Genomic DNA, 19,549 nt, shown 5'->3' on the forward strand with positions numbered 1-19,549 from the left:
GTCGGTTTCCCCATTCGAGACGAAGCGAACAACGGCCCGATGAACCCCATCTTTACGGAACCTCCATCCCGCTTCGCAATGCACAACGCGACCGTTGGGGCGCAACACGCGGTTTTTGCGACGCGTTGTGGCAAAAGCGTCACAATCGGTGACGGCTCGGTGCTGCATGCTTGCCGGGCTGGGCGATGGCAGTCAGTAAGGGCCGATGGGGTCCAGCCGCTCGCTGCGCGATATGAGGAAAACGAATGTACGTTCTGATCGCCATTGCCGGATTTGCGGCTGCGGTGCCTGCCGCAGTTGCTGATTCCGATTCCTCGAAGGCTTTCGACGTCGTGACGGCCTGCCGCGCGATTACCGAGCCGAGCGAACGGCTCGCGTGTTTCGATCGAACGATCGCCGCATTCGCCGACGCGCGATCGAAGGGCGATGTCGTCGTGGTCGATCGCGCGCGGGTCGTCGAGCGCAAGCGCGCGCGCTTCGGGCTGGCCATGGAAACCGACGATCTGTTTGGCGGCGGGGCGGAAGATCGGGCCACGGCCGTGCGACAACTGGATACCACGATCCGCAGCGTTTCGCCGGGGCGGGGCGATTTGTGGACGATGGAATTGGCGAACGGCTCGGTCTGGCGCGCTGTGGAGGCGTTGCGCTTTCCGCCCAAGCCCGGGCAGACCATCCGGCTGGTCACTGCTCCCCTCGGCGGCTTTCGTGCATCGGTTGGCGGACGCTCGTCGGTGCTGGTCAAGCGCGTCCGTTGACCGCCTAAAACGCCGGCATGCCCTCCGCCACCAGCAGCGGATCGAGTTTGGCGCCGAGCCATTGCAGGCTCCAGTGAAGGTGAGGGCCAGTCGCACGGCCGGTCGCGCCGCTCAGCGCGATGAGCTGCCCGCGGCGCACGTGCTGGCCTGGTGTCACGTCGATCCGCGACAGATGCAGGAAAGCGCTGTTCAGCCCCATGCCGTGATCGAGCATCAGCAGCCTGCCTTCGAGCGTGAAGGGGCGGTCGGTCGCCAGCGTCACCACGCCGTCGGCGGGCGCGGACACCGGCGTACCGGTCGGCACCGCCACGTCGGCACCGGAATGATAGCCGCCCGGCTTCCCTTGGTACACACGCTGCGCGCCGAACAGGCCCGACAAGCGCCCGATCGCGGGCCATCGTAGTGGTTCGCGCCAGCCTTGCGCATCCGTCGCCACCGCGCGCGCAGCGGTTATCGCGGCGCGTTCTGCCGGGCGCGCTGCTTCGAATTCGGCATCGGTCTTGCCCGCGCGGTAGGGCGCATCGACCCGTTCGATCCGCCAGGCCCGCGGGGAAATCGCGATGGGCACCGTGTCGCTGCCGCCGGCATGCGTCTGAACAAGCTGGGCGTTCGCAGCCGCATCGCGATCGAAGCCGAGGATGAACCGCCCGTCTACTGCGATCGGCACCGCATGTCCGTCGATCGTCAGCGCCGTCACTCCGGGCGATACCTGCCCGCGGACCAGCCCGCCCTGGATCGGCGTACCGGAAAGCCGCGGCGGCAGCGGCACCGGCTTGGTCGGGGGTGTAATCGCAAATGTGACCGGGGGCGCAGCCGGCGGCATGGGTGCCGCGCACCCCGCCAGCAGCAATGCCGCCGCCATCGCCTTCATCTGGGGCTTAGAGCTTGGCTGGCTATCGCTGCGGAGGCATAGGCTTCCTGCGCCGCCACGTTCCAATAGCGCAGTTCCTCCATCGCGATCCGCGCACCCGATACAGCGCAGATCACATGATCGCCCGGACTCAGCACGCGAAAGCCGTTCGCCATATAATGGAGCCGCGCCGGGCGATCGGAATTGGACATCAACATGGGTGATAGCTCGCGTCAGAACCGAGGCCTCACAGCAACGTCGGTTGCTCGCCGGGTGACCGATCATAGGTGCGTGCGGTGCCGCGCTCAACCCGTGCATCCGTGGTCCCGTCGGCAAAGCGCAGGGTCAGCGCCCCGGCGGTGCGCGCTGCCTCGGCGGTGGAAAGCGTCGCACCGCCGATGCGCGCGGTGACGCGGGCGTAGCCGCGCTCCAGCACCCGATCGGGATTGAGCGACCCCGCGAGCCGCCACGCCGCATCCAGCCGCGCGCGGTCGCGCTCCAATTTTCGCATCAGCATCGCCGGCCTGAGTGCGCTGCCCGCGCGATCGAGCGCCCCGCGCGCGCTCGTCGCCCGCCGCTCCAACCCGCGATCCAGCCGGGCGCCTGCATCGTCGGCACGCTGGCGCTGCGGCCCGAGCAGCGCGTCGCGCTTGGGCATCAGCCGCGCAAGCCCCTCCAGTCGTTCGCGCCCGCGCTCGATATAACGGCGGGCACAGCGTTCGGTGCGAGTGGCCTGAGCGGTGATCGTCAGCCGCAGGTCGGCAAGCACCGGCACCGCGATCTCCGCCGCCGCAGTCGGCGTCGGCGCACGCAGGTCGGCGGCGAAATCGCACAAGGTGGTGTCGGTCTCGTGCCCCACCGCCGAGATGATGGGGATGGTGCATTCTGCGACTGCGCGCACGACGATTTCCTCGTTGAATGCCCACAGATCCTCTATCGAACCGCCGCCACGGGCGACGATCACCAGGTCCGGGCGCGGCATCGCACCGTCTTGCGCCAACGAGTCGAAGCCGCGCACGGCGGCCGCGATCTCGGCCGCGGCGCCTTCGCCCTGCACCTTGACCGGCCACACCAGAACATGCGTCGGACACCGGTCCTCCAGCCGGTGGAGGATATCGCGGATCACCGCGCCGGTGGGCGAGGTAACGACGCCGATGACCCGCGGCAGAAAGGGCAACCGCTGCTTGGCGGATGCGTCGAACACTCCCTCGGCCGCCAGTTTCGCTTTCAGCTTGTCGAGCAACGCCATCAGCGCGCCCGCACCCGCCAGTTCCATCCGCTCGATGACGATCTGATATTTCGAGCGGCCGGGATAGGTGGTCAGCTTGCCCGTCGCGATCACTTCGATGCCGTCCTGCGGCGCGAAGGCCAGTCCACCGGCCTGCCCCTTCCAGATCACGCCGTCGATCACCGCTGCATCGTCCTTGAGGCAGAGGTAGGCGTGGCCCGACGCAACCCGCTTGTAGCCGGAAATCTCGCCGCGCAGCCTGACATGGCCGAATTCGCCCTCGACCATCCGCTTCAGCCGGCCCGCAACCTCGCTCACGCTTTGCGCGGGTGCGTTGTCGCCGGGCACTGCCTCGGCTACCAGCCGGGGATTGTCGAAGGGGGTGGCCATGAACGTCCTGCTGATCGGTGGAGGTGGGCGCGAACATGCGCTGGCGTGGAAGCTCGCCCAGTCGCCCGCGCTCGATACGCTTTACGCGGCGCCGGGCAACCCCGGCATCGCGCATCATGCGACGTGCGTCGCGCTGGATGCGACGGACCACGCGACCGTGGTGGCGTTCGCCATGAAGCATGCGGTCCGCCTGGTCGTGATCGGGCCGGAGGCGCCGCTGGTCGACGGCTTGGCGGATACTCTGCGCGATGCGGGCTTAGCTGTGTTCGGACCGAGTGCGGCGGCGGCGCAGCTGGAGGGGTCGAAGGGCTTCACCAAGGATCTATGCGCGCGAGCAGGCATCCCCACCGCGGGCTATATACGTTGCAATGACGTCGACACCGCGCATGCCGCGCTCAAGGGCACGTTTGGGCTACCCGTCGTCGTCAAGGCGGATGGGCTGGCGGCGGGGAAGGGCGTCGTCGTCGCCTTCGACCATGCCACTGCCGCCGCCGCGGTCGATTCGATCTTCGCAGAACCGGGCGCGCAGATCGTGATCGAGGAATTTCTGGAGGGCGAAGAGGTGAGTCTTTTCGTGCTCACTGACGGCCAAGCCATCCTGTCCTTCGGATCGGCGCAGGATCACAAAAGGGTCGGCGAGGGGGACGTTGGCGCGAATACCGGGGGCATGGGCGCCTATAGTCCTGCGACCGTGCTGACGCCCGAACTGGAAGCCCGCGCGCTCGCCGAGATCGTGCTGCCGACCGTTGCGGCAATGCGCGAGTCGGGTACGCCGTTCTCGGGCGTGCTCTATGCCGGGCTGATGCTTACGCCGCGTGGCCCGCAGTTGATCGAATATAACGCGCGCTTCGGCGATCCCGAGGCGCAGGTGCTGATGGCGCGTTTTTCGGGTGACCTGCTCCACACGCTGCTGGCCGTCGCGGAGGAGCGATTGGCGATGCTGCCACCGGTTGCGTTCGACGACGCGGTGGCGCTGACGGTGGTGATGGCGGCCCAGGGCTATCCCGGAACACCTCGGACGGGCGGGCGCATCGCGGGGCTGGCGGACGCCGAGGCGACCGGCGCGATGGTCTTTCAAGCGGGAACCCGGATGACCGGCGACGGGTTGGTCGCAAGCGGTGGCAGGGTGCTCGCCGTGACCGCGACCGGCACCGACGTCGCATCGGCGCAGGCCGCGGCGTATCGCGGGGTCGATGCGATCGATTTCGAAACCGGCTTCTGCCGCCGGGACATCGGCTGGCGTGAAGTGGCGCGAGCAGGCTAGGGTATGGCAATGACCGACGGAACCAGCGCGATCACGGGTATCCACATCGCGCTTATCGCCGTGCTGGCGGTGCTCGCTATCGTCGCGATGATCTGGGGCGTGCGCCTGAAGGCGAGGCGGGTGCAGGCAAAGAAGGAGGTTGAGGTCCACGCCGAGGAAGCGGGCGTGGAGATCATCCCCGCTGATGCGCAGGTTCCGCCGGAGCCACTGCCGGTCGCGCCGCTTCCTCCTCCGTTCGCCGATCAACCCACGCCGGGCATGCCGCGAGCGGTCAGGGCGCACGTCGAAGGCGCCCCCGCTCCCGAGCCGCTCGCCGATGAGCCGATCGCTGCTGCTTCGGCGCCCGAGGGCGTGCCGGCCACGCTGGCGACCGACGCGGTCGTCGCCGAACCTGCGTTCGATCCGGCCGACGGCCCCGTCACCCAGATCAAGGGACTCGGGCCGCGCGTAGCGACGCGGCTCGGCGAACTGGGGATCGACCGGGTCGGACAACTCGCCGCGCTCGATGCCGCCGGTGCGGCAGCGCTCGATGCGCAGATGGGACCGTTTACCGGGCGAATCACTCGTGATCGCTGGGTCGAACAAGCGCGCCTGTTGGCGTCTGGCGACCGCGAAGGGTTCGAGCGGGTTTTCGGCAAGCTCTGACGGGATCGCCAAAGCCACTACTCTCGCCTTGCATCGCAGCAACGAAACGTGGACGCTGACGTCCGCATGACAGGGAACATCGCCATCGCGACGCAGACCGGGCAGATACCCCTCTTCGACGCATCAACCCACGCGCGCCGGTGGATCGCCGATTATTGCGTGCGTCGGGTGTCGGGCGACGTGCTGTGCGACAGCGACGATCCGGCCTGGGCGGCGATGTTCGAAGAACTCGCGGTGGTCGCCTCGGACGATCTCGCCCATGCGCGCGAACGCGTCCAGCGTCATGCCGCGGATATCGGCACCGGCTTTCGCATCGTTGGTGAGGCGGACGAGCGACCCTGGCCTGTCTCACCCGTGCCGCTGCTGATTGCGGCAGACGAATGGGCGGAGATCGCACGCGGCATCGTCCAGCGCGCCGAGTTGATGGAGACGGTGATCGCCGATCTCTATGGGGAAGCCAAACTGGTCGAGCGCGGCCTGCTGCCCGCCGCGCTGGTCGCGGGCAGTCCGCTGTTCCTGCGGCCGATGGTCGGGCTTGCGCCGCCCGGCGGGCGGCATCTGCAATTCGTCGCGATGGACCTGGGACGCGGCCCGACGGGAGAATGGCGCGTTCTGGCCGACCACCTGCGCGCGCCTGCGGGGGCGGGCTATGCGCTGGAAAACCGGCTGGCGCTCAGTCGCACGCTGGGCGGATTGCAGGCACGATTGAACGTGCAGCGCCATGCGCCCTTCTTCGCGGCCATGCGCGCCGGGTTGGCGGCGGCATGCCGGCGAACCGACCCGCGCATCGGACTGCTTACGCCCGGCCGCTTCAATCCCAGCTATCCCGAACAGGCGCATCTGGCGCGCTATCTCGGGCTGCTGCTGGTCGAGGGCGCCGATCTGGCGGCGCTGGAGGACAAGGTGTACGTCCGCACCATCGCCGGGCTAAAGCGGATCGACGCGTTGTGGCGGCGGGTCGATCCGCGGATGATCGATCCGCTGGCGTTCGATTCGCATTCGCAGATCGGCGTGCCTGGGCTAATCGACGCTTATGCCGCGGGCAACGTCGTCATCGCCAACGCGCCCGGCTCGGGCGTGCTGGAGGCGCCCGCATTTTCGGCCTTCCTGCCGATGATCGCCCGCCGGCTGCTGGGCGAGGATCTGCGCCTGCCCAACATCGCAACCTGGTGGTGTGGACAGCCGCACGAGCGCGCGCGGGTCGAGGAGGATTTCGAATCGATGATTATCGGCCCGGCATTCGGTGCCGCGCCGCTCGGCCTGCCCGGCGGCGTGGCCGTGCCGGGTGCCGATCTGTCGGCGCCGCTCCGCCGCCGCCTGCTCGACGATATGACCCGGCGCCCGCAGGATTACGTCGGTCAGGAAATCGTGCGGCTGTCCACCATGCCGGTGGTCAGCGGCGACGCGTTGGTTGCGCGGCCGTTCACTCTCCGGGTTTTTGCAGCACGGGGTGCGGACGGAGGCTGGACCGTGCTGCCGGGTGGCTTTGCGCGGATCGGCGAGCATGCCGACGCGCGCGCCGCGGTCATGGGCGAGGGCAATTGGTCCGCCGACGTGTGCGTCCATGGGGCGGATGCAGTGGCGCCCGTCTCGCTCCTCCCCACGACCGATTCGCTTGCTGTGCGGCGCAATCCCGGAACCTTGCCGAGTCGGGTGGCCGACAATTTCTACTGGCTCGGTCGCTATCTGGAACGCGGTGAGGCGCTGCTCGGCGCGATCCGGGTGATGCTGGGCAATTCGATCGACGTCGATCGCGGTGCCGCCCTGTCGAGCGAAACGGTGGGGCGGCTCGTCGGTCTCATCACCGGCGCGGGTGCTGCGCCGCACCCGCCGTCGCTGCATCGCACCGATCTGACCGCCTTGGCGCGCACCGCGATGGAAGACGAGGCCGGGCAATCGGTCGCCACGATCAACGCCCATGCGCGTGCGATCGGCGACGGATCGCGCGACCGCCTGTCGGCAGACATGACGCGGCTGCTCGATGCGCCTTTTCCGCGCCACCCCGGCATGCTCGATCGCGCAGGGTCGCTCCACCGCCGCTACGCCGCGATCCTGGGGCTGTCCGCCGAACATATGGTGCGCACCGCATCATGGCGTTTCCACGATCTCGGGCGGCGGATCGAACGCGCGGTCGGGATCGCGCGGGCGGTGCGGGTGTTCGGCATGCCCGGCGCGTCGGCGGACGACCTCTCGACGCTGCTCGATTTGGTCAATAGTCAGATCAGCTATCGCCAGCGCTATCCAACCGGCATCGCGCGCGTGCCCGTGGTCGATCTGGCGGCGCTCGACCCCGGAAACCCGCGCGCGCTGGCGTTTCAGATGGAGCGGATCGTCGAGCATCTGGCCGCGTTGCCGGTGCTGGCCGACGACGGCATGGCCGAGGCGCAGCAGGCGCAGGCCAATGCGCTTGCCGCGCGCGTCGCCAATGCGACCGCGCATGGCTTGGACGCCGATCTGCTGGGCGATGTCGAATGGCGGCTGAGCACCTTGTCAGATGCGATCGCGCGCCGATATTTCCTCCAGGGCGCCGAACCCCTGCGCGCGCCGGGATTGACACTGGCATGAGCGATACGGTGGATGAAGTTCTCGATTTCAAGCCGATGGTGTACGATATCCGGCACCTCACCCGGTTCGATTACGGCGCGCAGGTCAAGTTCGCGCGGTGCAATCTCAGGCTGAAACCAATCGACTGGCCGGGGCAGCGGCTGGTTTCCTATACGCTCGACGTGGAGCCGGTCGGCCGCACCAGCCCTGCACGGGCCGAGGCAGGACGCGCGAATGTCACGCGCCTGGTGGTCGATCAGCCGGTGCGGACGCTGACGATCGAGAGTCGCGCGCATATCGTGGTGGATCGGCTGGTGCCGGTGCCTTCAGCGTCCGATCCGACGCTGGCCGAGGTCGCGGCGATGGCGCGGGCAAGTCGCGATCTCTCGCCGGGCTGCCCCGCGACCTATCTCTATCCTTCGCCGCTGATCCCGTTAGACCGCGACATAGCGGACTATTGCGCCGCCGATCTCGCGCCGGATGCGCCTGCGCTCGAAGCGGGGATCGCCCTAGCGCGGCGCATCCAGCGCGACTTCACCTTCGATCCGACCGCGACGCTGGTGGATACGCCCCCGCACGAGGCGTTCCACCGCCGCGTCGGGGTGTGTCAGGACTTCGCTCAGATCATGATAACCGGCCTGCGCGCTGCCGGCCTGCCCGCCGCCTATGCCTCGGGCTACATCCGCACCATCCCGCCATCGGGCGAGCCGCGACTCGTCGGCGCGGACGCGACGCACGCGTGGGTCTTGCTCTGGTGCGGCCCGGTCCAAGGCTGGATCGGGCTCGATCCCACCAACGGCATCTGGATGGCGGGCGACCATATCGTCGTCGCGGTGGGACGCGATTATGCCGAGATCGCACCGGTAGACGGCGTGGTCCTTGGTTCGGGCGCCCAGGCGATGGAGGTCAGCGTCGATGTCGCCCCGGTGGAGTGATTTTCCGCCCGACCGACAGGCACGTTCCTACCGGGTGGCGGCGTTCGGCTGCTCGCCGTCCTTCTCTGGTCCGCTGTACGCCTGTTCCGTCTGCCCGCCGTGCCCGAAGAAGCCGCCTGCGCGCTTGTCGGGTTTGACGCCGTTCGGATAGGCACCCGGGCTGCCGCCGTCGCCGGGTGCGTTGTTGACGCCATCGGGCTGGTGCGCATTGCCGCTGCCACCGTCCGCCTGCATCTGCTGCTTGTCGCTCATGGTCGTCTCCTTCACACCGCCCAACGCGCGAAGGCGGCCAAGCGTTCGATTGCACAAAGCGCAGCCCTGCCCCACATAGTCGCGTAACACACCAACCGGGGATTACATGGCCGATCCGTATCAGACGTTGGGGGTAGCGCGCAGCGCCGACGAGGCTGCGATCAAGAAGGCGTATCGCAAGCTGGCGAAGGAGCTGCACCCCGACCGCAACAAGGACAATCCCAAGGCTTCCGAGCGGTTCAGCCAGGTCACCAACGCGTACGACCTGCTGAGCGACAAGGACAAGCGTGCACGCTTCGATCGCGGCGAGATCGACGGCGACGGCAACCCCGCTGCGCCCTTCGGCTTCGGCGTCGGACAAGCGGGTACGCGGGCAGGTCCAGGCGGATTCCGCGCGCAGAATTTCGATTTCGGCGGGGGTGGCGACGAAACGCCCGATATGAGCGACATCTTCGAAGGGCTCTTCAATACCGGCGGCAAGGGCGGCTTCTCGAGCGGCTTTGGTCGCCGTCCGCAGCCAAAGGGCGCTAACGCAGCCTATCGCCTGCAGGTGCCCTTCGTCGATGCCGCCACGCTTAGTCCGCAGCGCGTAACGCTGGCCAACGGTACGACGATCGACCTGAAGCTGCCTGCAGGTGTCGAGACCGGCACCCAGATGCGGCTGTCGGGCAAGGGCGAACCCGGGCCCGGCGGCCCCGGCGATGCGATCGTCACGATCGAGGTCCAGCCGCACCGCCATTTCGTTCGCGATGGCGACGACGTCCGCCTGGACCTGCCGATCACGCTGACCGAGGCGGTGCGCGGCGGCCAGGTGAAGGTGCCGACGGTTGACAAGCCGGTCATGCTGACGATCCCGCGCGGCACCAGTTCGGGGCGGACGCTGCGCCTGAAAGGCCGGGGATTTACCCGAAAGAACGGCGAGCGCGGGGATCAGCTCGTCACCTTGATGATCGCGATTCCCGCCGACGACGGCGACCTGAACCGTTTCGTCGAGGGCTGGAGCGGCGACGGTGGGAACCCGCGGGGTGCGATGGGCGTCTGATGGCGCATGACCGACACCAGCGGGCTGACGCCTGAAGATCGCGCGCATCATCACGGCCGGACGCGGCAGCGAATAGACCGCGGCTTCGCCAAGGTTCGGCCGGGCAGCGCTGCGTTCGAGATCGCGAAGCGGGCCGCATTGGGCGTGTACAACGACGGCTTCATCCACGCGGGAAATCTGGCCTACCTCGCGTTGATGACGCTGTTCCCGTTCTTCATCGTCGCCGCTGCGATCCTGTCGCTCGTCGGGCAGAGCGGCGAGACGCAGCGTACCGTGATGTCTTTCCTGCGCGTGCTGCCCCCCGATGTGTCGGAACTGCTGCGCAAGCCGATTTCAGACGTGATCGCCGCGCGCACGGGCTCGCTGCTGTGGCTGGGGGCGCTCGTCGGGCTGTGGACGGTCGGCGGGTTCATCGAGACGATCCGCGATATCTTCCACCGCGCCTATGGCTATAAATCGACCGCGCCGTTCTGGAAATCGCGTCTTGGCTCGTCCTTCGTCATCATCGCCTCGGTCGTGCTCGCGCTGATGGCGTTTCTGATCCAGGGCATCCTGACCGCGGCTGAGCAGTTCATCTACCGCCTGCTCCCGTTCGCGCAGGATGTCGCCGGATGGGTCGGGCTGGCTCGGTTCATTCCTGGATTGGTGATGTTCGGGGCGCTCTACATGCTGTTCTATGCGGTGACGCCATCGAAATACCGTTACAGTAAATGCCGCAAATGGCCGGGCGCGTTGTTCACCGCATCCTGGTGGGTGTCGATGACCGCGCTGCTCCCGGTGATCCTCGCGCAACTCGGCGGCTACGATCTGACCTATGGCAGCCTGGCCGGCGTGGTCGTGATGCTGTTGTTCTTCTATCTCATCGGTCTGGGCCTCGTCTTCGGCGCGCACCTGAACGCGGCACTGGCGGAACCGCCCGAACCGCATGTAGAGGGTGCCGGCACGGCGACGCCGCCGGTCGCAGCATAAGGGTTTCGCGTGAACGATCTGATGGCAGGCAAGCGCGGGCTCATCATGGGCCTGGCCAACGACAAGTCGCTCGCTTGGGGAATAGCCAAGAAGCTGTCCGATGCGGGCGCCGAACTCGCGTTCAGCTACCAGGGCGAGATGATGGAGAAGCGGGTGCGCCCGCTCGCCGAGCAACTGGGCGTCGCGCGGCTGTACGAATGCGACGTGTCCGACATGGGCGCGCTCGACGCGACCTTCGCGGCGCTGGCGAAGGACTGGCCGACGATCGACTTCGTCGTCCACGCGATCGGCTTTTCGGACAAGAACGAGCTGCGCGGCGGCTATATCGGCACCAGCCTCGACAATTTCCTGATGACGATGAACATCAGCGTCTATTCCTTCGTCGCGGTCGCCAGGCGTGCGGCAGCGATGATGAATGCCGGCGGCAGCCTGCTGACGCTCAGCTATTACGGCGCGGAAAAGGTCATCCCGCATTACAACGTCATGGGGGTCGCCAAGGCGGCGCTGGAGACGAGCGTCCACTATCTGTCGGTCGATCTCGGCCGGCAGGGCATCCGCTGCAACGCGATCTCGGCGGGACCGATCAAGACGCTGGCCGCCAGCGGGATCGGCGATTTCCGCCTGATCCTGAAGTGGAACGAACTGAACGCCCCGCTGAAGCGCAACGTCACGATCGACGACGTCGGCGGCGCCGGCCTTTACCTGCTTAGCGACCTGGCGAGCGGGGTGACCGGCGAGATCCACCACGTCGATGCCGGGTATAACGTGATCGGCATGAAGGCGGAGGACGCGCCGGATATCGCGCTGGTCTGAGGCAGTGGTCGTCGTTCACCGGGAAGCAGGTCTTCGGGTAATCATTTTTCGCGATGACCATGATCCGCCGCATGTCCACGTCTTTGGCGATGGCGAAACCAAGATCGAACTCGGCGACAATCCCGGCGAGATCAGGATCGCCTATTCGATCAACGCGAAGCGCAACGAAAAGCGTCGTGCGGAAAGTGCCGTGCGTGCTAATCATGCAGTGCTGCTTGAGCGATGGAGGGAGTTGCATGGCTGAGATCAGCGATGCGGAGTGGTCGGCTGCGGAAGAGCGTGGCCGGATCGAAATGGCGACCAAACCTCGAGCGCGGTCGGCCCTGTACGACGTAGCGTCGCAGCGTCTGATCGTGGAGCTTGTGAACGGCAGCACGTTCATTTTTCCGCCCAGATTGGCACAAGGTCTGGAGAATGCGACCGACGCGCAGCTTTCTCGCGTCGAGATATTGGGTGTCGGTTTCGGCCTCCACTGGGAGGAACTGGACGCCGATGTCAGCGTGGAGGGCTTGCTCGCGGGGCGTTTCGGTTCGCGGCGCTACATGGCCGAGCGATTCGGGTCCGGCTGGGAGGCCGCAGCCGCCGAATGAGCTACAACACCTTCGGCCGCGTCTTTCGCTTCACGACCTGGGGTGAAAGCCACGGGCCGGCGCTGGGTGCCGTCGTCGACGGCTGCCCGCCGGGGATCGCGCTGAACGAAGCGGATATCCAGCCCTGGCTCGATCGGCGCCGCCCCGGCACCTCGCGCTTCACCACGCAGCGACGCGAGCCGGATGTGGTGCGCATCCTCTCCGGCGTGTTCGAGGGGCGGACCACGGGCACGCCGATCAGCCTGATGATCGAAAACGTCGACCAGCGATCGAAGGATTATTCCGAGGTCGCGCAGGCCTATCGTCCGGGCCATGCCGATTACGCCTATGACGCCAAATACGGCTTTCGCGACTATCGCGGCGGCGGCCGGTCTTCGGCGCGCGAGACCGCGGCGCGGGTCGCGGCGGGCGCAGTGGCGCGCGCGGTCATCCCCCAGGTGCGGGTGCGCGCCTGGGTGGAGGCGATCGGCGGCGACGCGATCGACCCGGCCGCCTTTGACGACGCGCAGATCGACGCGAACCCGTTCTTCTGCCCCGACGCCGCCGCCGCGATCCGCTGGGAGGCGATGATCGACGCCGCGCGCAAGGCGGGATCGTCGCTCGGCGCGGTCGTCGCGTGCGAGGCCGTCGGCGTGCCCGCGGGATGGGGCGCGCCGCTCTATGCCAAGCTCGACAGCGGACTCGCCGCGGCCTGCATGTCGATCAACGCGGTCAAGGGCATCGAGATCGGCGACGGCTTCGCCGCGGCGGCGCTGTCGGGTGAGGGCAACGCCGATGCGATGCGGCCGGGCGACGGCGGGCCGGTGTTCCTCGCCAATCACGCCGGCGGCATCGCGGGCGGGATCGCGACCGGGCAGCCGGTGACGCTGCGGGTGGCGTTCAAGCCGACCAGTTCGATCCTGACCGCGGTCGAGACGATCACCCGCGGCGGCGAAGCGACCGAGATCGCCACGCGCGGGCGCCACGATCCGTGCGTCGGCATCCGCGGCGTGCCGGTGGTCGAGGCGATGGTGGCGCTGGTCCTGGCCGACCAGGCGTTGCTCCACCGCGCCCAATGCGGGGAACGCCGAAGCGTCTAGGCCGTTGTGACTGCATGAATTATCAGGAGAAAGTTCATGCGCATCCTTCCTATCGCCGCCGCCTTGCTGCTCCCTGCCGCTGCCGTATCCGCCCAGGTCGGTGGGTCCACCGCCGGTAGCGCCACCGGAACCGTGGGTGGCACCGTGGGCCAGACGACCGGTTCGGCGGACACCACCGTCACCGGGCAGACCACCACCCCCTCGACCACGACTTCTCGGCCTAAGACGGGCACGCGTGGCCGGACGACGACCCACACCGGTACGCATGGCGGCGCCCATACGGGCACGACCGGCGGAACCACCGGAACGAGCACCGGTACCACCACGTCGACCGACGCACCCCTCTCGACCGGTTCGTCGGCCACGACCGGGGTAAACACGGGCACCTCGACTCCGGGCGGCACGTCGATGACGGGCACAGCGGGCACGTCCACGACGGGCAACACCGGCGCCTCGACGACGGGCACCACCACCCCGCAATAAGGATTCGGACGGGCGGCTCGAAAGCCGCCCGATACCGTCAGTCCGCGAAGGGGTCGCGGACGAGGATCGTGTCCTCCCGCTCCGGGCTGGTCGAGACCAGCGCCACCGGGCAGCGGATCAGTTCCTCGATGCGGCGGATGTATTTGATCGCCTGTGCGGGCAGATCGGCCCAGCTACGTGCGCCCGCGGTCGATCCTTCCCAGCCCGGAATCGTTTCATATACCGGCTCTACCGCCGCCTGATCCGCGGCATGCGACGGGAAATAGTCGAGCGGCTCGCCGCGCAGGCGGTAGCCGGTGCAGATCCGTACCTCCTCGAAGCCGTCGAGTACGTCCAGCTTGGTCAGCGCGATACCGGTGACGCCGCCGACCGCGACAGACTGGCGCACCAGCACCGCATCGAACCAGCCGCAGCGCCGCTTGCGGCCGGTGACGGTGCCGAACTCATGCCCGCGGACGCCCAGCCGCTCACCGGTCGCACCTTCTTCGCAGTCGGGCGCAAGTTCGGTCGGGAACGGGCCTGATCCGACGCGGGTCGTATAGGCCTTCGCGATCCCCAGCACGAAGCCGACGCCGCTTGGCCCCAGCCCCGAGCCGCCTGCCGCGGCCCCCGCGATCGTGTTCGACGAGGTGACGAACGGGTAGGTGCCGTGATCGACGTCGAGCAGCACGCCCTGCGCGCCTTCGAACAGGATGCGTCGTCCACGCGCGCGCGCTTCGTTCAGGTCGCGCCACACCGGCTTGGCGAAGGGCAGGACGAAGCCGGCGATCGCGCGCAGTTCGTCCACCAGCCGCGCACGGTCGATCGGCGGCTCGCCGAAGCCTGCGCGCAGCGCATCGTGGTGCGCGCACAGGCGGTCGAGTTGTGCATCGAGTTCGTCCAGGTGCGCCAGGTCGCACACCCGCAGCGCGCGCCGGCCGACCTTGTCCTCGTAAGCGGGGCCGATGCCGCGCCGGGTCGTGCCGATCTTGCCGACCCCACTAGCATCCTCGCGCAGCGCATCGAGGTCGCGGTGGAAAGGGAGGATGAGCGCGCAGGTGTCGGCGATGCGCAACGTCTCCGGCGTGGCGGAGACGCCCTGTTCGGCGAGCCGGGCGATCTCGTCGCGCAGCGCCCAGGGATCGAGCACCACGCCGTTGCCGATCACCGAAGGCGTGCCACGGACGACGCCCGAGGGCAGCAGCGACAGCTTGTACACCTTGTCACCCACGACCAAAGTGTGCCCGGCATTGTGCCCGCCCTGGAAGCGCACGACCATGTCGGCCTGGCTGGCGAGCCAATCGACGATCTTGCCCTTGCCCTCGTCACCCCATTGCGCGCCGATGACCGCCACATTGCCCACGCGCCTGACCCTTTGCTTGTTGCGGGTGCCGCTTAGGGGCGACTGGCCGGTGGGTCCACGGGTTTGTGGCTGCGAGCCGCGTAACTTCCCTAAGGTCGCGCATAGAAGGCATGACAGCGGTGGTAAGTTTGCGCCGATCGCCGGGCAAACTTGACTGCTTGCTATTGCTACTAAGTCGCATTATGCGCACCCCGATCGAAGGGGTTTCTGATGAAGCTGATTAATCCACTGCTCCTGGGCGCAGCGCTCTATGGCATGCCTGCGACCGCTCAGACGGTGGCGCGCGCCGACGACATCGTCGTTACCGGGCAAAATATATCGACCGGCGCCGCCACCAAGACGGACACGCCGTCCATCCAAGTGCCGCAGCCGGTGACGGTGATCCCGGCGGACCTGTATGAGGCGCAGGGCGCCGTCTCGATCTCCGACACGCTCAACTATGTCGCCGGTGTGCAGTCCAATCCCTACGGCCCGGACAGCCGCGTCGACGGCGCCACGATCCGCGGCCTGAACGCGCTCCAATTCCGCGACGGCATGCGCGACATCTTCAGTTTCTACGCCAGCATCCGTGCCGATCCGTACAATTTCGACAGCGTGCAGGTGCTGCGCGGTCCCTCGTCGATGCTCTTTGGCCAGGGATCGCTCGGCGGCCTCGTCAACCTCAATTCCAAGCTGCCTTCCGCGACCGCCGCGGGTGAGGTCGCGGTCCGGTACGGCAGTTTCGATCGCAAGGAGGCGCTGTTCGATTTCACCGGGCCGATCGCGAGCGGATTGGCGGGGAGGATCGTGGCGCGAGTGCGGGATGCCGGCACGCAGACCGACTTCGTTCCCGACGACCGCGTGATGATCGCGCCGTCGCTCACCTGGTCGCCAGGCGGCGATACCGACGTGACGCTGCTGGGGCTGTATCAGCAGGACGATGGCGGCTCGACCGCGCAATTCCTGCCGCTGGTCGGCACGATCCTTCCCAATGCGAACGGCCAATTGCCGAACGACCGCTTCATCGGCAAGCCGGGGTGGGATCGCTATGACGGTCGGCTGTTGCAGGGCACCGCACTGGTGACGCACCGTCTCGGTGAGCAAGCCAAGATCAGCCTGAAGGCCCGCTACATCGACAGCGACCTGACCTATCTGACGCATTATCCCAACAGCTATTCGAACCCAGCCAATCCCTATGTGCTGCTGGACCCGGCCACGGGCATGCCGGTGGTCGATCCGCTCACCCGCGTGCCCGCGCGCGATCCCGAACAGCGGACGATCGGACTCTATGCCGACGGCAGCACCGCGCGGATGGAGATATTTTCGAGCGACAATACCGTCCAGCTCGGCTTCGCAACCGGCAGCGCGATCGATCACGTCGTCCTCGCCGGCCTGGATTACAGCTGGAACCACGTCCGCAAGACCGGGGGCTTCGACCTCGAATATATCGACATCTACGACATCGATTATGGCGCGATATCCGACTTCGGCGGTGGCTTGCCGCAACCTGCGGCGCCGTCGGCGGATGTCGAGCAGGATCAACTGGGTTTCTATCTGCAGGATCAGATCCGGCTTTGGGACCGGGTGTCGGTCGTCCTGGGCGCGCGGCGCGACCGGGTGTCGACCAGTTCGTTCGGCGGGCCGCGCGTGGTGCAGAGCGCCACCACGTTCCGCGCCGGAGTGATCGGCGAGATCGTGGCCGGCATCTCCCCCTTCTTCAGCTACACCGAGAGTTTCGAGCCGATCGCGGGCGTCGCCAGCAACGGCAATCCCTTCGTGCCCAAGGCGGGAAGCCAGTATGAGGTCGGCATCAAATACCAGCCGAACGATGCGAGCATGATTACGGTGACCGGCTACCGCATCAAGGAAACCAACCGGCCGATCGACGATCCGGCGACGGCGGACCCGTTCGACCAGCGGCAGGCGGGCGCGCTCACCTCCCGCGGTGTCGAGTTCGAGGCGCGCACGACGCTGCCCGGCCAGGTCCAGCTGATCGCCAATTACAGCTATAACGAGGCCGAGATCGACGGCACGAACCGTCAGCTCGACAACGTGCCCAAGCACAATGCGTCGCTTTGGGCGGCACGACCCTTCATGCTGGCGAGCGGCGTGAGCCTGCGGATCGGCGCGGGCGTGCGCCATGCCGGTGAAAATCGGTCCTTCGGGCCTGCGTTTCCCGACGGTATCGCGACGCCCGACTATACGCTGGTGGATGGCTTTGCAGAAATACGCTGGCGCCGCTGGGGCTTGGCGCTCAACGCCACGAACCTGCTCGGGAAGGATTATTATTCCGCCTGCCTGGCGCGGGGCGATTGTTTCGTCGGTGCCGAGCGCAATGTCTTCGGCACGCTGCGCTACCGGTTCTGATGGAATATGGATCGGCTCTGTTGTGGGTAGCCGGTGCGCTGGGCGCCGGCGCGGTCGGCGTGCTTCGCTACGCCTGGTCGCAGCCGCGCCGCGTCCGCGCCCTGAACGTCGTCGCATGGGCGATGCTCCTGGGCGCATTGCTCTGCGGCGGGTGGCTGGAGGGGGCGTGGGGAATTTCGATCGTGTCGCTGGCGATCATCGGCGCGGCATTCGTGTCGCTGGCGATTGCAGGCATCCGATCGCCGTCGGGGCGCCGCGTTCAATCCGATCGCCGTTCGGGCATGACGCCGCAGCCCGCTGCGCCGCGCCGCGTCGGTCGCCGCTTCGCGACCTTCCTGCTAGTCATGCCCGGCGGACTCGCTGCTTCGATCGCGCTGGGTCTGGCGATGCGCGGATCGGGTATGGCGCTGGAATGGGGTGAGGCGAATGCCAATGTCGCGGCGCTCTATACCGTCCCGCTGGCCTGGGCGATGCTGGCCACGATCGTGCTGATGCAGGCCGATCGTCGCCGCCAGATCGCGACGCTGCTGGCATGCGGCTTGGTGGGCGTGCCGTTCCTTCTGACAGGATTCGGTTCATGACGATCGCGCCGAACGCCGCCACGGTAAGGAATGCGCTGTCCGCGCATGCCGCCATCGGCCTGCTGGCCGGCGCGCTGCTGTATCTGGTCTGCCTCAGTGGTACTCTGCTGGTCTTCCACGAGGAATGGCAGCGGATCGAACAGCGCGATGCGCCGGAAATGGCGCGCGTCGATCCGCAAGCCGTGCAGCGCGGCCTGACCGCGGTGCTGGACCGCGAGAAGGGCAAGCCGCCCACCACCCACCTCTACGTACATCTGCCGACCCCCGCACTCCCGCGCCTGACCGTCACCACCGATAGCCAGGCGGTGCACCTCGACGCGCAGGGCAGGATCGCCGGTCCCGAGGAGAACAGATGGTCGGAATTTCTCTATGCCCTGCATTATACGCTGCACCTGCCGGGGGTGATCGGCATCACGATCGTTGGCGTGCTGGGGATGCTGATCGTGGCGCTTTCGATCACCGGGCTGATCGCGCACCCGCGCATCTTTCGCGACGCATTCCGCCTGCGCACGCGGCACAGCGGCGGCGTCGCGCTTGCCGACTGGCACAACCGGCTCAGCGTCTGGACGCTGCCCTTCGGCCTGGCCATCGCGATCACCGGCGCGGCGATCGGGCTTGCCAGCATCACTGCCTATGCCGTGGCGCAGCGTTATTACGCGGGCAATCTCGCGGCGGTCTATGCGCCGATCTTCGGTGGCGAAGCCAAGCCGAACCCGGCGAAGGCGCCGGTCGCCGACGCGGCGGCGGCGCTTCGCCAGATGCAGGTCCGCTATCCGGCGGTGCAGGTCACCTATGTCACGCTCCACGATCCCGGCACGCTGGGCCAGCATGTCCAGATCGCCGGCGGCCATTCGCGGCGGCTGATCTTTGGCGAATATTATATGTTTGACGCGGCCGGGCGGTTCATGGGGGCGGCGGGTCTGGCGGACGGGGCGCTGGGGCAGCAGGCGGCGGCCTCCAACTACAATCTGCACTTCGGCAATTACGGCGGGCTGCCGATCAAGATCGCCTATTGCCTATTCGGCCTGGCATTGACGATCGTCACCGCGACGGGCGTCTATATCTGGCTCGGCAAGCGGCGGCGCAGGGGGCTGTGCGAGCCGCGCCTGCTCGGCGCCTGGCACGGCCTGGTCTGGGGCGCGCCGGCCGCGCTGGCGGTGACGCTGGTCGTGCGCTTTCTCATCGGCAACGCCGCGCCGTTCACCGCCATCTTCTGGTGTGGCCTGCTGCTCGCGATCGTCTTTGGCGTATTGCAGCACGGCAGGCCGTTGGTGCGATGACCTCGGCCCGGTCTGAGGATGCAAGATCACCGCCTCCCCGGCGACGGCAGGGGCCCAGGCTGGCGTACGTAAATGGCAGGGTTCGTCCTGACCTCGCACGACCTGTGCGCCTGGGCCCCGGCCTTCGCCAGGGAGGCGGTGGCTATTCAAGGCGTATCAAC

The 19,549-nt window shown here is 67.5% G+C and carries 20 protein-coding genes; 15 read left to right on the plus strand and 5 right to left on the minus strand.

Features of this window, described 5'->3' with window-relative positions; all coding sequences use genetic code 11:
* The first annotated feature begins 245 nt into the window (after positions 1 to 245).
* A complete protein-coding gene (locus VF643_RS13850) occupies positions 246 to 755 on the plus strand; it encodes a hypothetical protein (protein WP_331043972.1) in 510 nt (169 codons plus the stop codon).
* Between the two features lie 4 nt (positions 756 to 759).
* On the opposite strand, the gene VF643_RS13855 is transcribed toward VF643_RS13850, so the two are convergent.
* From VF643_RS13855 to xseA, 3 genes are read right to left on the minus strand one after another with little or no spacing between them, the layout of a single operon-like run.
* The gene (locus tag VF643_RS13855; protein ID WP_331043973.1) at positions 760 to 1,626 is read right to left on the minus strand and encodes a M23 family metallopeptidase; all 867 of its coding nucleotides are present in this window, start codon (positions 1,624 to 1,626) and stop codon (positions 760 to 762) included.
* Positions 1,623 to 1,823, minus strand: coding sequence for a DUF2093 domain-containing protein (locus VF643_RS13860; protein ID WP_331043974.1), 201 nt, complete (start codon positions 1,821 to 1,823; stop codon positions 1,623 to 1,625). The genes VF643_RS13855 and VF643_RS13860 overlap by 4 nt, the downstream gene beginning before the upstream one ends.
* 29 nt (positions 1,824 to 1,852) lie before the next feature.
* On the minus strand, positions 1,853 to 3,223 hold the full coding sequence (xseA, locus tag VF643_RS13865) for an exodeoxyribonuclease VII large subunit (RefSeq protein ID WP_331043975.1): 1,371 nt from the start codon (positions 3,221 to 3,223) through the stop codon (positions 1,853 to 1,855).
* Here xseA and purD point away from each other — a divergent pair.
* From purD to VF643_RS13885, 4 genes are all read left to right on the plus strand, one after another.
* The gene (gene purD / locus VF643_RS13870) at positions 3,222 to 4,487 is read left to right on the plus strand and encodes a phosphoribosylamine--glycine ligase (protein ID WP_331043976.1); all 1,266 of its coding nucleotides are present in this window, start codon (positions 3,222 to 3,224) and stop codon (positions 4,485 to 4,487) included. The genes xseA and purD overlap by 2 nt on opposite strands.
* A 9-nt stretch (positions 4,488 to 4,496) precedes the next feature.
* Positions 4,497 to 5,132: a hypothetical protein gene (locus tag VF643_RS13875; protein WP_331043977.1), complete on the plus strand. Its 636-nt coding sequence runs from the start codon at positions 4,497 to 4,499 to the stop codon at positions 5,130 to 5,132.
* A 66-nt stretch (positions 5,133 to 5,198) separates the two neighbouring features.
* On the plus strand, positions 5,199 to 7,697 hold the full coding sequence (locus tag VF643_RS13880) for a circularly permuted type 2 ATP-grasp protein (protein ID WP_331043978.1): 2,499 nt from the start codon (positions 5,199 to 5,201) through the stop codon (positions 7,695 to 7,697).
* Positions 7,698 to 7,732: 35 nt separating this feature from the next.
* Positions 7,733 to 8,611, plus strand: coding sequence for a transglutaminase family protein (locus VF643_RS13885; protein WP_331044155.1), 879 nt, complete (start codon positions 7,733 to 7,735; stop codon positions 8,609 to 8,611).
* Positions 8,612 to 8,638: 27 nt separating this feature from the next.
* On the opposite strand, the gene VF643_RS13890 is transcribed toward VF643_RS13885, so the two are convergent.
* The gene (locus VF643_RS13890) at positions 8,639 to 8,863 is read right to left on the minus strand and encodes a hypothetical protein (RefSeq protein WP_331043979.1); all 225 of its coding nucleotides are present in this window, start codon (positions 8,861 to 8,863) and stop codon (positions 8,639 to 8,641) included.
* A gap of 106 nt (positions 8,864 to 8,969) precedes the next feature.
* Here VF643_RS13890 and VF643_RS13895 point away from each other — a divergent pair, with 106 nt between their 5' ends.
* The 7 genes from VF643_RS13895 to VF643_RS13925 are packed head-to-tail and all read left to right on the plus strand — an operon-like array spanning position 8,970 to position 13,839.
* Positions 8,970 to 9,905, plus strand: a complete 936-nt coding sequence (locus tag VF643_RS13895) for a DnaJ C-terminal domain-containing protein (RefSeq protein ID WP_331043980.1) — start codon at positions 8,970 to 8,972, stop codon at positions 9,903 to 9,905.
* Between the two features lie 6 nt (positions 9,906 to 9,911).
* Positions 9,912 to 10,874 (plus strand): YihY/virulence factor BrkB family protein, encoded by a 963-nt coding sequence (locus VF643_RS13900; protein ID WP_331043981.1) that lies wholly within the window; start codon positions 9,912 to 9,914, stop codon positions 10,872 to 10,874.
* 9 nt (positions 10,875 to 10,883) lie between these two features.
* Complete coding sequence (fabI, locus tag VF643_RS13905) at positions 10,884 to 11,687, plus strand: enoyl-ACP reductase FabI (RefSeq protein WP_331043982.1); 804 nt, start codon at positions 10,884 to 10,886, stop codon at positions 11,685 to 11,687.
* Between the two features lie 4 nt (positions 11,688 to 11,691).
* Positions 11,692 to 11,931, plus strand: coding sequence for a DUF4160 domain-containing protein (locus VF643_RS13910; protein WP_331043983.1), 240 nt, complete (start codon positions 11,692 to 11,694; stop codon positions 11,929 to 11,931).
* Positions 11,924 to 12,277 (plus strand): DUF2442 domain-containing protein, encoded by a 354-nt coding sequence (locus tag VF643_RS13915; RefSeq protein ID WP_331043984.1) that lies wholly within the window; start codon positions 11,924 to 11,926, stop codon positions 12,275 to 12,277. Before VF643_RS13910 ends, VF643_RS13915 begins: the two co-directional genes overlap by 8 nt.
* Positions 12,274 to 13,356: a chorismate synthase gene (gene aroC, locus VF643_RS13920; RefSeq protein ID WP_331043985.1), complete on the plus strand. Its 1,083-nt coding sequence runs from the start codon at positions 12,274 to 12,276 to the stop codon at positions 13,354 to 13,356. Before VF643_RS13915 ends, aroC begins: the two co-directional genes overlap by 4 nt.
* A gap of 36 nt (positions 13,357 to 13,392) precedes the next feature.
* A complete protein-coding gene (locus tag VF643_RS13925; RefSeq protein ID WP_331043986.1) occupies positions 13,393 to 13,839 on the plus strand; it encodes a hypothetical protein in 447 nt (148 codons plus the stop codon).
* A 37-nt stretch (positions 13,840 to 13,876) separates the two neighbouring features.
* On the opposite strand, the gene VF643_RS13930 is transcribed toward VF643_RS13925, so the two are convergent.
* Entirely contained in the window at positions 13,877 to 15,181 is a 1,305-nt protein-coding gene (locus tag VF643_RS13930; RefSeq protein ID WP_331043987.1) for an adenylosuccinate synthase, read from the minus strand.
* Between the two features lie 210 nt (positions 15,182 to 15,391).
* On the opposite strand from VF643_RS13930, the gene VF643_RS13935 reads away from it, so the two are divergent.
* From VF643_RS13935 to VF643_RS13945, 3 genes are read left to right on the plus strand one after another with little or no spacing between them, the layout of a single operon-like run.
* A complete protein-coding gene (locus tag VF643_RS13935) occupies positions 15,392 to 17,527 on the plus strand; it encodes a TonB-dependent siderophore receptor (RefSeq protein ID WP_331043988.1) in 2,136 nt (711 codons plus the stop codon).
* Positions 17,527 to 18,108 carry a hypothetical protein gene (locus VF643_RS13940; protein ID WP_331043989.1) on the plus strand — a complete coding sequence of 194 codons (582 nt, stop codon included), beginning with the start codon at positions 17,527 to 17,529 and terminating at the stop codon, positions 18,106 to 18,108. The genes VF643_RS13935 and VF643_RS13940 overlap by 1 nt, the downstream gene beginning before the upstream one ends.
* Complete coding sequence (locus VF643_RS13945; protein ID WP_331043990.1) at positions 18,105 to 19,388, plus strand: PepSY-associated TM helix domain-containing protein; 1,284 nt, start codon at positions 18,105 to 18,107, stop codon at positions 19,386 to 19,388. Before VF643_RS13940 ends, VF643_RS13945 begins: the two co-directional genes overlap by 4 nt.
* Positions 19,389 to 19,549 lie beyond the last annotated feature (161 nt).

It is taken from the genome of Sphingomonas sp. (assembly GCF_036387595.1).
GTDB lineage: Bacteria > Pseudomonadota > Alphaproteobacteria > Sphingomonadales > Sphingomonadaceae > Sphingomonas.